Source organism: Wolbachia endosymbiont (group A) of Portevinia maculata (genome assembly GCF_964028525.1).
GTDB lineage: Bacteria > Pseudomonadota > Alphaproteobacteria > Rickettsiales > Anaplasmataceae > Wolbachia.
On sequence record NZ_OZ034786.1, the window covers coordinates 334,635 to 349,112 of the forward strand.

Sequence of the window (14,478 nt, forward strand, 5' to 3'; positions counted from 1 at the left end):
TACCAATGTAGCCACTTTCTTAGCGTGCTTCTTAAATTACTATATAAAGGTAAGATGTGCAAATGGTTTTTGTAGGCAGAGCAACTACAAGAAAAGAGGTACGAAAAAGCTACCTACACAAGCTTTAGAAGTTTAGTAAGTATAAAGGAAGAATGCAAGGAAATATTAAGAGATTATTTAAAGATTGTTTTGCACATCTGGGAGAGCAAGCGTTGTATGAGTCAAAGGATAAGTCATACAAGGTACAGATATTAAAGCAACAGCCAGATAAATTATACGGGATTGGTGAAGGACAATTTGTAGGAGAAATTTTGACTTTAGAAGTAAGTGTGTTTGATGTATTAAAGCCAATGGTGGGAGATACTTTTTCCATAGGTAGTTGTAGATACAGAGTACACTCACCGCCGCTTAGGGATAATTCAGGAATAATCTGGAAAATTCAAGCGTCAGGGGTGTAAATGCGTATTAACGTTGAAGTTACCGGTAGTATTGAAAAGGTAATACAAAGTATAGATGCTGAAAGGAAAAAAGTGGAAAAAGCGACGGTGAGGGCATTAAACAAAACAGCACTATGGGTAAGATCGCAAACTGTCAAACAAGTTAGCGAAGAAAAACAAATACCAAAAAAAGCAATGAGAAAAAAGTTAAGTGTGGATAAAGCAAATAGAAAGCGTTTATGGTCAGTAGTGAAGCTGAGTTCGCAGTGGATAGGAGTAGCAAAACTTGGGAGTATAAAACAGACAAAGATAGGAGCAAAAGTAGGAAGCCGTATGTATGAAGGAGCATTTATAGCAACAATGAAAAATGGTCATATAGAAAAGAAGGTACATACCAATAGATGAAATTAAAGTAAACACGCAAGCTCGGGAAATAATGAAAGAGTTAGTTGATAATGAAGTAGAGAGAGTATTTGAGAAGTATTTTGATCAGCAAATGAGTTATATGAAATAATGTTCTGGGGAAATTTACATCAGGCAATTTGTAAAACGCTAAAAGAAGAAATCCCAGCAATACAAACGTGCGAAATGTATAGAGCAGAACGTCGGGAAATAATAGCGCCAGCAGTGTTTGTAGAGCTTGCAAGTTTAGAACCAGGAAAAGATCCGGGGACTGAGGAATTAGCGTTGAGGGCAAGATTTGAGGCAAGAGTAGTAGTTGATGGAACAGTCGAGGATTCTCAGGTAGTGGTAAGGTCACTGGCAGCGGAAGTTGCAAGGGTTGTAAGTAAAAATACTTGGAACGTGGAAAATGTTTCGCCAGGAGAATTTATATCTGCGGAAATTGACGGATTTAGGCCAGAGTTGGATGCGTATTTAGTGTGGTTAGTTGAATGGGTTCACGAGCTGCATTTGGGAGAATCAGTCTGGTTAGAGGGAAAAATTAAGCCACATACCATAAACGTGGGAAATATAAATGTTAGACCATAATTTTGCCATTGCAGAGCTAAATAGAAGGCTAGCGAATATTATTCGTATAGGTCTAGTGAAAGAAATCGACTATGAAAAAGCAAGAGTAAGGGTCAAAGTAGGAGAATTTTTAACAGATTGGTTACCATGGATTACTTGCCGAGCTGAAAGCTGGTCACCACCGAATATTGATGAGCAAGTGGTAGTGTTATCACCATTTGGGGAATTATCATTAGGAGTGGTGTTACCGGCAATATATCAGGAGAAATATCCGCCTCCGGAGAATAAAAAGGAAATAAATAGTGTAAAATTTCAAGATGGAACAAAATTATCGTACGACAAGGAGAATCATCATCTTGAGATTGAAGTAGTAGATAAAATAACGTTGAAAGTAGAAGGATCAAGCGTAGAGATGACAAAGGATGGAATAAAACTTAAGGCACAAAGAATAAATCTAAATTAGGAAAAGGAATGAATAAATCAGTTATATGCCTAGGAGATCACTGCGGGGAAGCGTTGCCGCATTTTTGTATAAGTGGAAGCAGAGATATATTTGTAAACGGAAGACCAGTTTGTCGGCAAGGAGATAGTTTTACAGAAGGTAAGGTAATGGCACAAGGGTCAAAAACAGTGTTTGCAAATGGTCATGGTATAGGAAGAGTTGGGGATTCAGTATCTTGTGGTTTTAAGGTAATAAGTGGAAGTAGTAATGTTTTTTCAGAATAAAAATAAACCATGTGCTATACTTACCAAAAGTAAAATTATGAACATGGATATAACTACTAGCCTATTAGGAGACGTTAGTAATTTAATAGATAGAGCAAAGAATCATCTTTCTGTTCAATTCAATTCTACTCTAGTATTGTTAAACTGGGAAATTGGCTCCAGAATTGATCAAGATATCCTAAAGCACAAACGTGCAGATTATGGGAAGCAAATCATCTCCCAACTTGCAAAAGAACTTCAGATGAAATATGGACGTGGATTTGATAGAGCTTCATTGTTTCGGATGGTGCAATTTTCCAAATTCTTTCCCGATCAAGAAATTGTCGCGACACTGTCACAACAATTGAGTTGGTCACATTTTGTAGAAATTATTGCAATTTCTGATGAGCTGAAGCGTAATTATTATATAGAAATGTGTCGTATTGAAAGATGGAGTGTTAGAGCACTACGTAGTAGAATCGATACCATGTTGTATGAACGTACAGCACTAGCAAAAAAGCCTGAGGACTTCATAAGACAAAGCATCAAACAGTTACGTGAAGAAAATACGTTAGCCCCCGAATTCATTTTTCACGATCCATACTTCCTTAACTTTGTGGAATTGCCATCAAGTCATAGTGAGACTGATCTAGAAAATACGATTTTGGATGAATTGGTAAAATTTTTACAAGAGTTTGGTAATGATTTTTGTTTTGTGACACGTCAAAAAAGGATGAGTACCGAAAGAATTGATAGGTATTTAGACTTGCTATTTTTTCATAGGGGATTAAGGCGCCTTATTGCAATAGAACTAAAAATTGGTCGATTTGAATCAGCTTATAAAGGACAGATGGAATGGTACTTAAATTGGTTAGATAAAAATGAACGAAAACCAGATGAAGAAAAACCCCTAGGGATTATTTTGTGTGCTGATAAGGATCAAGAAGATATAGAATACCTGGAGCTTGAAGGATCTAATATTCATGTTGCACAGTATTTAAGACAGTTGCCTCCTAAGGAAATCCTTGAGGAGAAGTTGAGAAAAGCTATCTCTATAGCTCGTGAAAAATACGCAAGTACTAAGAAGAAAATGATTAAACAGATATAACACAAAAGGCAACGTGTTTATGCGAGGAATGGACGTTAATACTGGAAAAGAGTTAGAAGGAATAGAACATTTAAAGCAATCAATAGTTAATATTTTAACTACTCTTATTAACAGCAGAATAATGCGCAGGAACTATGGGTCAAGATTACTTGAGTTAGTTGACCGGCCAATCAATCGTGATTTTACGTTAGAAATTTACGCAGCAACAGCAGAAGCACTACAAAAGTGGGAAAAGAGATTTAAGTTAGAAAAAGTAAAAATAACAGAAGTGAAAGAAGGAAAAGTAACGCTTGACCTAGAAGGATTGTACTTACCAATGGGGGAAAAGATTCGCTTTGATGGAGTTGTGGTATAAAGATGGAGCAGCCTAACATTATTGAGCCACTGAACTTCGAAGAAATCTTTTCACGTATGAAGGAGGAGTTGATACGTCGAGACTCAAGTTTTACAGCATTAGTAGAAAGTGACCCAGCAATAAAGATTTTAGAGGTAGCAGCATGGCAAGAACTTTTGCTGAGAGAAAGAATAAACGAAGCAGCAAGGGGCAACTTACTTAAGTTTGCAAGGGGAGAAGAACTTGATGATTTAGCTGAATTTTACGGAGTGGAAAGGGAGAACGGGGAAAAGGATGAACGATTTAGAAAAAGAATCAAGGCAAGAATAGTTGGCTCAAGCACAGGAGGAAATTATCGGTATTATGCATTATCAGCAGATACGAGAGTAAAAGATGCATTAGTAGAATCACCTGTACCAGGAAAAGTACAAGTTTCAATCTTATCCACAGAATTATCCACACTGCCAGAAGAATTACTAGAAATTGTCAGAAATCAGCTAAACAGGGAGGATGTGAGGATTTTAACAGATACAATAGAAGTGGTAAGTTCAATATTATAGAAATAGATATCCACAGTAAAATTAGCATTAAAAGACCAGATATTATTGAAACGGTGAAGAAGCAATTTATAGAAAAATTTGAAACAACGAAAAGATTAGGATGGAAAGTAACGAAATCATGGATTATAGCCAACCTGTTTGTGGATGGGGTAGAAAACGTAGAATTAATCGAGCCAAGAGAGGATGTTGTGGTACTGGGGAATGAGTGTGCTGCCTTAAGAAGTTTAAATGTTGAGTTGAATTAATGCTATTACCACCAAACGCAACAAAGCAAGAAAAAGCGCTGATTGATGCAATCGATTACAAAGTAGACCCAAGCTGTGTAAAAGGATTTAAATTTAGCCTAGGGGAAAAAATATTGCCGTGGTTGGTTGAAGAATATGGATTGGGGGAAATTCTACGCTGGGTAAAAGACAAAAGAAAGGCGATAAAAGAAGGAATAAAATTTCAGCGTTTGAGAGGAACACCAGCATCGCTGAAAATAGCACTGAAGTGGGCAAATATAGAAGATATTACAATTATTGAAGAGCCACCCGGAGAACACTTTTTTGAATTACAGATAGGGATAAAAGATGTTCCGAACGACTTCTTCGTTGATGCAGTAGTAGAATTAGCAAAACTATCATTGCCAGCAAGATCACGGCTAATGAGGATTTTTAACGATTATTATAATGCGCAGAGATTTATATTGGATGAGAGTTTATTTGGAGATCTTCTTTCTGACTATTCGGGGGTAAAAATAGAAAAAGATGGACCAGTGTTATCATTTGGGAGAGTAAATTTTTTCAGGTCTAGTGGTCCAGTTATTAGGATTATAGAAAACTATCTACGCGATCATTATGAGCAGGCATTAAGTAATGATCTGTATAGGCTAGATGTAGCAATACTTGGAGAAACCGAGCCTCACACAAAGAATTATAACGGTATTTATGAAAGAAGTCATCAGTGGAATAATTTAAAAACGTTATATCCGCTACCACAGAGCTTATTACCTGAGATTAAGTTTGCTAAAGCGCAGATAGTATTATCGGACAGTTGGAGTTTAGGAGAAATAAACGCATGTTTTCCAGTAAGTAGTATAGAAGAGAGGGGAAAAAGGTTTTTACTAGGAAGTGATAAGCTATCTGAACAACTGTGGAATTTAAAATACAAGCCAATTTTAGAAAGGTTTAGCGTTACCTATCATTACAAAGTAGAAAACTCTACCGATCAAAAAGTTATAAGATTTGGTTTAGCAAAGCACTATGTTCATTTTGAAAGCGAATTAAATTCAGAGCAAAAGGATGCAATACAGGAGTTAGAAAATTACATTTTAGTATTTTACCCAGGTGTATTAACTTGGCATGAACATCGACATTTGAACAGGTCCTGGGAAGAAAAACAACCTATATGCTTAATGAATTAAATACATATATTTATATCTTCATATACTATATTAACATTCGGTAAAAATGTGTGTTTTTTGAAAAAAAGAAGTTGCTTTTCCATGCCAAAACAGCTATAAATTAGGTAGGTGTAGGTAAACATAAGAAATTGATCTTGCACTGAAGTGAGCCAAATTGGCGACTTTATGTATGTTTTTATAGTGAGGTAACTAAAATGTTCAATTTAAATAAAAGACTGGAAAAATTAAAGGAGAATTCATTTCGTGGAATAAATGAAAAAGACGCAGCAGGTTGCACAATATTGCACCGAGCAGCACAAGTGTCAAATCCAGAAGTAATAAAGTTATTAATAGAAAAAGGTGCAGGTACAAACGATAGAAACAATAGAGGCGAGACACCATTGCACCTAGCGGCATTCTATGGAAAGGTAGAGAATGTAAAAGCACTGATAGAAGGAGGAGCAAATGTAAATGCTATAGATGATGGAGGATATACGGCATTACATAGTGCGAGCTTAATGAGTTGTGAAAAGACAGTAAGGGAGCTAATAAAAGCAGGGTCGAATGTTAATACTGGGAACTACATAGGAAGGACCCCCCTACATGAAGCAGTATTTATGAGGGAAATAGTGAACGTGAGGGCAATATTAGAAGCGGGAGGTGACGTAAATGCGAAAGACCAAAAAGGATATACACCACTACATATAGCATGCAAGACAGGAGAAACAAAAGAGATAATAAAAGAGCTAGTAAAAGCTGGAGCAAATGTAGAGCAAAAGGATAAATTTGGCAAAACAGCAATGTATTATGCGAGAACTGAAGAGTTGCTAGAAAAACTAAGGGAGTTGTCGGAGCGGACAGTAGATGCGATATTTAGCCTAGATTTAAAAGAAAAAGGAGAAAGAAGGTTTGAAGAAATAAGGGAAAAGTTAGAAGAAGCGCCATTGGTCAAGAAGGCACTGATGGAAGTGGAAAAAGAGCTAGAAGATATGGATGAGAAGATAAAAGGGCTATAAAAAGAGCTTTCTGTAAGAGAAGGGAGTAAAAGGGTTGGCTACAAGATAATAGGAAAAATAGGAAGCCTAAATTTAAAAGAAAAAGCTGACAACAGCAGGAGAGGAACCGCTTATTATTTAACAGATTAAGTATATAGATTTATATCTTAATCTAATATGCGAAAAAAATGTGTATATTTTGTAAAAAAAACTTGCTTTTTATGCCAAAACAGCCCTAAGTGAAAAAGTAGCTAGTAAATAAACAAGATTTGCTAAGCGCTAAAGTGAGCCAAATTGGAGGCACTTTAAATTGCATTAATAGCTGAGGAACATTATGGTAAAATTTAGTAAGAAAGAAAGAGAAGAGTTTAATAAGTCGTGGAAAGAAGTATTAGATAACTCAATAGAAAATATTAATAAAAAAGACACAAAAGGAAGGACGATATTGCATTACGCGGTGGGAATGCCAGATCCAAAAAAAGTGAGGTTATTAATCAAAAAAGGAGCAGATATAAATGTGGCAGATGCGGGACAATATAGACCATTGCACTTAGCAGTAATGGGACAACGTGTAGAAAATACAAAGGAGCTGATAAAGGCAGGAGTAGAGGTAAACGCAGTGGAACGAAGTAGCAAATTTGCCGCGTTACACCTGGCATGCATGGTAAGTGAGGTAAAAATAGTAGAAGAGCTAGTAAAAGCGGGAGCAAATGTAGAGCAAAAGGATAAATTTGGCAAAACGGCAATGGATTATGCGAGAAATAATAAAGAGATAAAAGAAGTGTTAGAGAACGTAAAAATCGCAAATAAGCAGAGAGAGTTCATAGAAAAATAAGGGTCGTATCAGCAGCAGGTGTGATAGTGGCAAAAGAAGAGCTTGTGAAAATTTAGAAGGGCTGTGGCTAAGAAAGAGGTGATTATGGAAAAAGGGAAATTTTATCATTAGAGGGAAAAAAGAAGCTTGATGATTTGGGAGAGTGCTCAATTGATGAAAGATAGCGTATGTGTTTCTAAAATTTTGCATAAAAGCTGAGAGAAATAAAGGTTAACAGTTGCGTCTTTTTCGCAAGAGTAATGGATTTATGGAAAAAGGGAGTGCCTGAACTATGAAAACATTTACAGGAGAAATTATGAGAAAGAGAACGTTAACTGTGACCTGTCGATATGAGCCTGATGAGTTAGCAGATAAACATTTATCAGAAGCTTACGAGCAGTTACTAAAGTATTCAGTAAAAAGAAACAACGAAAAGGAGGTAGAAAAAGATGATAACGGTGGCCTTGTATGCAAGAGTTTCATCAGACCGACAAGTGCGGGATCATACAATAGAGATCCAAATTGCAGAGCTTAAGCGTAGAATTGCTGTAGATGGACATGAGTTATTGGAAGAATATGTATTCACTGACGATGGCCGTAGAGGGTCAAATTTAGAGCGTGAAGGTTTAAAGAAATTACGTGATAAAGTAGCAGAAGGAAAAATTAATAAGATTTATATCTATTCACTAGATCGGTTGTCACGTGATCCTGTAGATCAAAGAGATGTAATAGATGAATTTAAGAGAGCAAGAGTAGAAATAATCTTTTCAAATCATAAGGTTGATGATACACCAGAGTCCGATTTAATGACAGATGTGCAAGGAGCAGTAGGAAGGTTTGAACTGAGACAAATCTTGATACGAAGCATGAGGGGAAAACTGCATGCAGCAAGAGAAGGTTGTGTGAGTGTAATAAGCAATGCACCTTATGGTTATCGATATATAAGAAAGCATGTAAAAGGAGGAGAAAACAAATTTGAAATTAATGAAGAGGAAGCAAAAGTAGTGAGAGAGGTGTTCATGTGGATTGGAGAGGAAAGGATAAGTATTAGAGAAGCGGTAAAGAGACTAAGAGAAGCTTCTGTTAGAACACAAACAGGAAAAGAGGTGTGGCATTCAAGCACCATCCATAAGATGTTAAAAAATCCAGCATACAAGGGGCTAGCAGCATATGGTAAAACAAAGGCGGGCCCAGTAATGCTAGAAGTCAAACCAAAAAAAAGCAACAGCCGGCGAACTCACTCTATTTACAGTACAGATGAGGAGAATTGGATTCATATACCGGTGCCGAAAATAGTTGACGAGGATTTGTTTAATGTAGTACAAGAACAATTGATTGAGAATAAACAGAGAGCAAGAGTGCAGCAAAGAAAAGAGACATATCTGTTGCAAAAGCTAGTTGTGTGTAAGTGTTGTGGACGTGCTTACTGCGGAAGGCGAAATTACAGCAAAGAAAAAAAGATTGTGTATACTTATTACACTTGCCTGGGTACAAGAAATTTTTACGGTAATAAGGTATGCACTAACGGATCTATTCGTGGAGAAGTGTTAGAAACAGGTGTGTGGGAAGAAGTAAAAAGTGTATTAAAAAATCCAGATAGGATGGTAAAGGAGTACCAATGTAGAATTTCAGAACATAAGAATGAATTATTAGATGAAAGGTTTGCAAGACGTGAGAGTCAATTAAAACAAAATATTAAAGAACTTATCAATGATTATTATATTCAAGAGAATACAAGTGAGGAAAAATATATAAGTAAGGAAGACTTTAAGCAGGCAATGAAAAAAATGAAGGAACGTTTAAAAGAGATTGAAGGAGAGAAGAAAAAGGTGATTGATCAAAAGGGACTACAGCAGAAAATGAATCTTATTACAAATAGCATAAAGGGCTTTTATTCTAGTGTTAAATCGGAATTGGAACACCTAGATTGGCAAGCTAAACGTAGTCTTATTAGGACATTAGTAAAAGAAGTCAACATTGATCTTGATGAAGTAAATGTAGTATTTAAGATCAGAGAACTCAACAATCCCGCCCAGAATGGACAAAATCAGAAGTTGGCAGATTGTCTAAGGTGTCTGGGCACTGGGATGACAAAGGAGAGCAGTGTCAGCTACTTGCATAACACCATTTGTTGTGGGAGTGTTAAATAAACTGTGTCAAACCGCATTTTTAGTTCAACTCAATTTTCAATCTGCCAGGAAAGAAAACATTAAGTTGAGAGATAGTTAATGCCCAATCATGTACAGGCATCGTCCACTTTTCCTCTGCCTTCTTTATAGCACAATATACCTGCTTATACAAGGCATTTATGCTGGTAAATGAGCCTTTGGTCTTAGTGAATTTCCTAATTTGCCTATGTAGCCCCTCTATGGGATTGGTGGTGTAGATTATCCTCCTAACTGGACCAGAATACTTAAAATAACCAGACAAGTTTTCCCAATTATTCTGCCAAGATTTTATAACCATAGGGTACTTTGTGCCCCATTTTTCATCCAATTCCAACAGATAATTCTCGGCAATTTCCTTGCTTGAAGCTTGATATACCTTCTTTAAATCGCTCAAAAAACTCTTCGCATCTTTACTGGCCACATACTTCAGTGAGTTGCGTATCTGATGCACTATACACATCTGCACTTCCGCATTAGGAAAGACACTGTTTATAGCTGCAGGAAAGCTTTTCAGCCCATCAACGCAGGCAATAAGGATATCTTCTACTCCTCTTTCTTTGAGGTCATTTAGCACTCCCAACCAGAAGTTAGCTCCTTCACTTTCAGCCAAATAAAAACCTAATACTTCTTTTTTGCCATTTTGATCTATGCCTAATATGTTATACATGCATTTACTTACGCAATGCCCGTCCTCTTTGACTTTAAAAAACCATGAAAACTATCGGATATACAGACTGCAGCGGGCGACTACGCCATTCGTTGATTACTGGTAGCAATTTGTCAGTAATACTTGATATCTCTGCCACCGATATTTTGTGATCATAAATTTCCTCAACATGTGACACTATATCTCTATAGCCCATACCACTGGCAAATGTGCTCAAAATCTTCGTTTCAAGCTCTGGATGTAAGTTTGTTTGCCTTTTTTTGACTATTTGTGGTTCGAAACTTCCTTCCCTATCTCTTGGCGTCAAAAGCTCAAATGACCCTGCGCTTGTACGTAAAGTCTTTGCATTCCTCCCATTTCTTCGATTATTCTCTTCGCTTTCAGCCGACAAGTGGTTTTCTATTTCACCTTCCAGGCTTACCTCCAGCAACTTTTTTATAAACGGTGTTAATGCTCCATCTCTTCCTGTCAACGGTCTTCCTTCTCGTATAGACGACAGGATATTTGTTTCTAATTCTTTATAATCTACCAAACCGGTAGTTCTGTTTACTACTTTCTGACTCATTGTCAAACCTCCATTTTTTTATATCAATTTATTACTTTTTTTTCGGTTTGACACAGTTTATTTAACACTCCCATCGTTTGATCGGTAATGCTAACTACGTCAACTTACTTATTGCCGATTTTATTTCCAGTTTAGGTGATTGGATGATAATACCCATTATTGCCTCATTATTCATCTATGATATTGGCTTACCATCACAAATGCTCGCTATTGTTGAGATTGCTATGGCAGCTCCAAGCGTCTTTTTTGGTTCAATTATAGGAGTATCAGTAGATAATAAAAATCCAATACCTATTTTGATTTATTCTGATGTTTTTCGAGCAGCTTTATCTATTATTTTGTATTTTTCAGCTTATCATTATAAGATAATTTTGTTACTACTATTCTTAGAGGGAATATGCCGTTGTTTTTTCTTACCTTCTAGACAAATAGCATTAAAAGTAATGGTTCTTAATGATTTATTGCCAAGAGCATCAGGTTTTTTGCATACCTCGAACCAATTTGCAAAAATTATTGGTCCTGCATTCGGCGGTTTGTTGATCTTATATTGTGATATAGATTTTCTGTTTATTGTTAATGCCTTCACTTTTTTAGTATCTGCATGCTTTATTAAAGCTATTAGCTTACCTGTGGAATTTACAGAAACAAAATTAACTAATAATAAGGTTAGTAAATTGTCTTTTATATATAAGAAGCTGATAAATGTGGGCAATACAATTAAAAATAATAAACTTTTAAATGTTGTTATTATTAACAGTGCATTAAGATTTGCCATAATATTTGTATTCGATTTTTATATAATAGTTTTAAACAAATTCATGAATTTTAATGCATCAATATATGCAATAGCAATAAGTGCTATTGGAGTAGGTAGTGTTGTCGGTTCAGTAATAGTTACTACTTATATTGCCCGTTTTAGATATATTGCATTAATTTCTGCAGGGCAAATCTTTGGTGGGTTATTATTATTGCTTTTAGGGTTATTGGCTTTTTATCAGATAAATTTGTCTGTATATTTTTATGTATTAATATGGCTTTTATTTGGGATAACAGGAGCACTTATTAATATACCATACGCTATTCTATTACAGACGGAAGTTGAACAAAATATAATAGGCTCAGTTTCTGCATTCAGTGAATCTATTCAAAACTTTTTCATGATTATATCTCTTTTAATTGGTGCATTGTTAACCAATTTTATTACGATTGATATAATGTTTTTACTAGTTGGTTTGTTGTTAGTATTGCTAGGGCTATCATTAATAATGAATAATCAAAGGTTATCACTTAAGTGACCTTACCCAGAAAAAGTGGAGAGAAAGTTGAGACGTTTTATAGTATAGCTCTTTTCACAATAATCCGATCACTATACGCTGCTTGCCTACTGACTTCCACCATAGCCATGAATCCGTATCTTACCTAATTTGGATTATTATGAGAAGGGCTATAAGTTAATGATTTATAGATTCTTCCAAAGAAATTATCTCATTTTACTTTTTTAAAAAATTTACTTGATGATTATGACCATTTTTTTTGATTTATATTGGGTTTAAAGAAGATTCAATAATTGGCTGTTCTACATCTCTCACTTTCTCGAGCTTGGTATTTGGCTTGAACGAATTGTACAGTGCAAAACCTATACACGCTAATCCAACTATTCCCCCAATCACCGCTATGGCATACATTTTCAATATACAAGCTACAATACCACAGACTAGTAATGCCGCACCAACACTACCAGCCAAGATTGCTCGTCTTTGTTGCATTGATGGTTTTTCTTTTTTGTCTGCAGTATTTTCTTTGCTAGATCCATTATCAAAACATGCAGCAGAAGAAAGGCTGTTGGAAGCATTTGGCTCTTGTATGTCAGTTTCTGTTACAGCAGTTTCATTTTTTTCGCATATTCCAGTATTATCGAGCTTTTCTATTGAAGCAGCGATGTGCTCTATAGCTATTGTATTACTTTCATTACTATTTTCGCATGGCTCAAGATATTTATGTTCTATAGATTCTTCAAGACTACTTTCATTATTATTTTCATATGCGTTAGCCGGTGCCTCAATATTACCGATAGTATCTTGAAGCACTTTTTCACTTCTAGCTGTAGTAGTTTTGGCTGTTACAACAGTGGGCTGCTGGGTTGCTCTCTTATTAAGAATATTTCCCAGTTCTCTTACAGCTTCACTATTTTCACACGCTTCAGCATAGGTGAATGGGGTGTAAGTCATTTCCTTGCTATTTGAATGTTTTATAATTATTCTCTTTTTTAGAATATCTTTCAAAATACCATTTTCCTCAGAGATCTTTAACACTGCTCTAATCATGTCATTGTCTCTACGTGATATAGCATCTGTAAGTATTGTATGAATTTCTTCCCGACCATCTGAATGTTTTGTGGTCATCTCTTCATTCAGAACTTCCTTTAATAGTTTTTGTTTTTTGGCTTCTTCTAAAAGATCTTTTACAGCTTGATTATTTTTATGACTTATAGCATAATGTAGTAGTGACAACGTCTCCTCTCTACCATGATACTCGTAAGTTATTTTTGCTAAAAGAATCGTGCTTGCGTTATAGCTGGACTTTTTGAATATTCCATTTTTGAACTTTTCGGCAACACCTTCCCCTTCTTCTATTTTTCTTGCTAGTTTTTGTATATTCTTTCTATCTTTATCTGTTAACTCATATATATCACATACTAATGTCAGTTTTGACGTTTTCATAATGTTTTCCCCTATTAAGATTTATTGATTTAGTGGTAGTAGTTGCAGTTGCTCACCCCATAAAGTTGGTGCTTTCTTTCAATCAAAGGTATTCTACTGTTTTAAATTCCATGTAAAGATTTAGCTTATCTTTTACATCTAAACAGCATTAACACGATTTGCCTTTTTGTAGATGAGTAATTCTCTAGGGATTATCCTATTGAATTCTATGATATTATTTTTTGTAACATTGTCTAAAGTGCCCAGACACTGGGATCCAGCTTCTATGCAACTTAATTAAAAACGTTTGTTTTAGCGTAAGACAACTACCTTTAGCTCATCAGCTCAGTTATAAGCAAAATTTCTGGATCCCAGTGTCTGGGCACTGGGATGACACCATTTGCTGTGCAATTTACCTTCAAAAATGAATGTTCGTACAGCTATGTGTCAGCTACTTGCATGACACCCTGCTGGTGGGACAATGTTTGTATAGTTGTGCGTCACGCGCTGGAATGACGAATTACTTAACCGTCATACCGTCACGGTATCTCCTAGCATAGATCCCGCTAACACGTAGCGGGATGACGAATTTGTATCGGAAAACAAGTAGCATGACGGTTTGTCAAATGTCTCTCAGTTTCTCAAAAAAATCCTTTAACAAAAAAGAGCATTCTGTTTCTAATATCCCACCATAAACTTCAGGTATATGGCTGCAAAATTGAAATATCTTAGCACCATTTTCAATTCCTCCACCTTTTGGATTATAAGCTCCAAAGTACAATCGTTTAATCCTGGCAAAGGAAATAGCTTGAGCACACATCGGACATGGTTCTAATGTTACGTATATGTCAGAATCATAAAGCGTTGAAGTTGAGAGCAACTCACATGCCTGCTTGATCGCTAACATCTCTGCATGTGCAGTTGGATCGTTGGATATGTTGTGTGCAGAAGAAACGACATTGCTTCCACTAACTATTACGGCACCTATGGGAACCTCATCATTTTTTTGAGCAAGTTTGGCTTGCTCTATGGCAAGCTCCATATATTGATACTTGAACACTTTCCTTTGCTAA

At 35.9% G+C, this 14,478-nt stretch carries 15 protein-coding genes and 2 pseudogenes; 14 read left to right on the top strand and 3 right to left on the bottom strand.

Annotated features, from left to right (window positions below; all coding sequences use genetic code 11):
- Positions 1-152 precede the first annotated feature (152 nt).
- From ABWU36_RS01705 to ABWU36_RS01765, 13 genes and pseudogenes are all read left to right on the top strand, one after another.
- On the top strand, positions 153-458 hold the full coding sequence (locus ABWU36_RS01705) for a hypothetical protein (protein WP_253308967.1): 306 nt from the start codon (positions 153-155) through the stop codon (positions 456-458).
- Complete coding sequence (locus tag ABWU36_RS01710) at positions 459-842, top strand: phage tail protein (RefSeq protein ID WP_253308966.1); 384 nt, start codon at positions 459-461, stop codon at positions 840-842. It abuts the gene before it with no gap.
- A 108-nt stretch (positions 843-950) separates the two neighbouring features.
- Positions 951-1,427 carry a hypothetical protein gene (locus ABWU36_RS01715; protein ID WP_264688407.1) on the top strand — a complete coding sequence of 159 codons (477 nt, stop codon included), beginning with the start codon at positions 951-953 and terminating at the stop codon, positions 1,425-1,427.
- Entirely contained in the window at positions 1,414-1,869 is a 456-nt protein-coding gene (locus ABWU36_RS01720) for a phage baseplate assembly protein V (protein WP_253308964.1), read from the top strand. The genes ABWU36_RS01715 and ABWU36_RS01720 overlap by 14 nt, the downstream gene beginning before the upstream one ends.
- A gap of 8 nt (positions 1,870-1,877) precedes the next feature.
- On the top strand, positions 1,878-2,132 hold the full coding sequence (locus ABWU36_RS01725; RefSeq protein ID WP_253308963.1) for a PAAR domain-containing protein: 255 nt from the start codon (positions 1,878-1,880) through the stop codon (positions 2,130-2,132).
- Positions 2,116-3,219, top strand: a complete 1,104-nt coding sequence (locus ABWU36_RS01730; protein WP_353272890.1) for a YhcG family protein — start codon at positions 2,116-2,118, stop codon at positions 3,217-3,219. Before ABWU36_RS01725 ends, ABWU36_RS01730 begins: the two co-directional genes overlap by 17 nt.
- 19 nt (positions 3,220-3,238) lie before the next feature.
- Complete coding sequence (locus ABWU36_RS01735; RefSeq protein ID WP_353272891.1) at positions 3,239-3,574, top strand: GPW/gp25 family protein; 336 nt, start codon at positions 3,239-3,241, stop codon at positions 3,572-3,574.
- A 2-nt stretch (positions 3,575-3,576) separates the two neighbouring features.
- Positions 3,577-4,358, top strand: a pseudogene (locus ABWU36_RS01740) (baseplate J/gp47 family protein).
- Complete coding sequence (locus ABWU36_RS01745) at positions 4,358-5,518, top strand: phage tail protein (RefSeq protein ID WP_353272892.1); 1,161 nt, start codon at positions 4,358-4,360, stop codon at positions 5,516-5,518. Before ABWU36_RS01740 ends, ABWU36_RS01745 begins: the two are co-directional and overlap by 1 nt.
- Before the next feature lie 194 nt (positions 5,519-5,712).
- Positions 5,713-6,513, top strand: coding sequence for an ankyrin repeat domain-containing protein (locus tag ABWU36_RS01750; RefSeq protein ID WP_265016401.1), 801 nt, complete (start codon positions 5,713-5,715; stop codon positions 6,511-6,513).
- A gap of 313 nt (positions 6,514-6,826) precedes the next feature.
- Positions 6,827-7,327, top strand: a complete 501-nt coding sequence (locus ABWU36_RS01755; protein WP_264688210.1) for an ankyrin repeat domain-containing protein — start codon at positions 6,827-6,829, stop codon at positions 7,325-7,327.
- Positions 7,328-7,598: 271 nt separating this feature from the next.
- Positions 7,599-7,841 (top strand): hypothetical protein, encoded by a 243-nt coding sequence (locus tag ABWU36_RS01760; protein ID WP_353272893.1) that lies wholly within the window; start codon positions 7,599-7,601, stop codon positions 7,839-7,841.
- Entirely contained in the window at positions 7,801-9,456 is a 1,656-nt protein-coding gene (locus ABWU36_RS01765; protein ID WP_353272894.1) for a recombinase family protein, read from the top strand. Before ABWU36_RS01760 ends, ABWU36_RS01765 begins: the two co-directional genes overlap by 41 nt.
- Before the next feature lie 19 nt (positions 9,457-9,475).
- Here ABWU36_RS01765 and ABWU36_RS01770 read toward each other — a convergent pair.
- Positions 9,476-10,706 (bottom strand): annotated as a pseudogene (locus ABWU36_RS01770) (IS256-like element ISWpi15 family transposase).
- 77 nt (positions 10,707-10,783) lie between these two features.
- Between ABWU36_RS01770 and ABWU36_RS01775 the strand changes: the two are divergent.
- The gene (locus ABWU36_RS01775) at positions 10,784-12,001 is read left to right on the top strand and encodes an MFS transporter (protein WP_353272925.1); all 1,218 of its coding nucleotides are present in this window, start codon (positions 10,784-10,786) and stop codon (positions 11,999-12,001) included.
- A 243-nt stretch (positions 12,002-12,244) separates the two neighbouring features.
- On the opposite strand, the gene ABWU36_RS01780 is transcribed toward ABWU36_RS01775, so the two are convergent.
- Positions 12,245-13,426, bottom strand: coding sequence for a hypothetical protein (locus tag ABWU36_RS01780; RefSeq protein ID WP_265017585.1), 1,182 nt, complete (start codon positions 13,424-13,426; stop codon positions 12,245-12,247).
- 601 nt (positions 13,427-14,027) lie between these two features.
- Entirely contained in the window at positions 14,028-14,447 is a 420-nt protein-coding gene (locus ABWU36_RS01785) for a nucleoside deaminase (RefSeq protein ID WP_253307249.1), read from the bottom strand.
- Positions 14,448-14,478 lie beyond the last annotated feature (31 nt).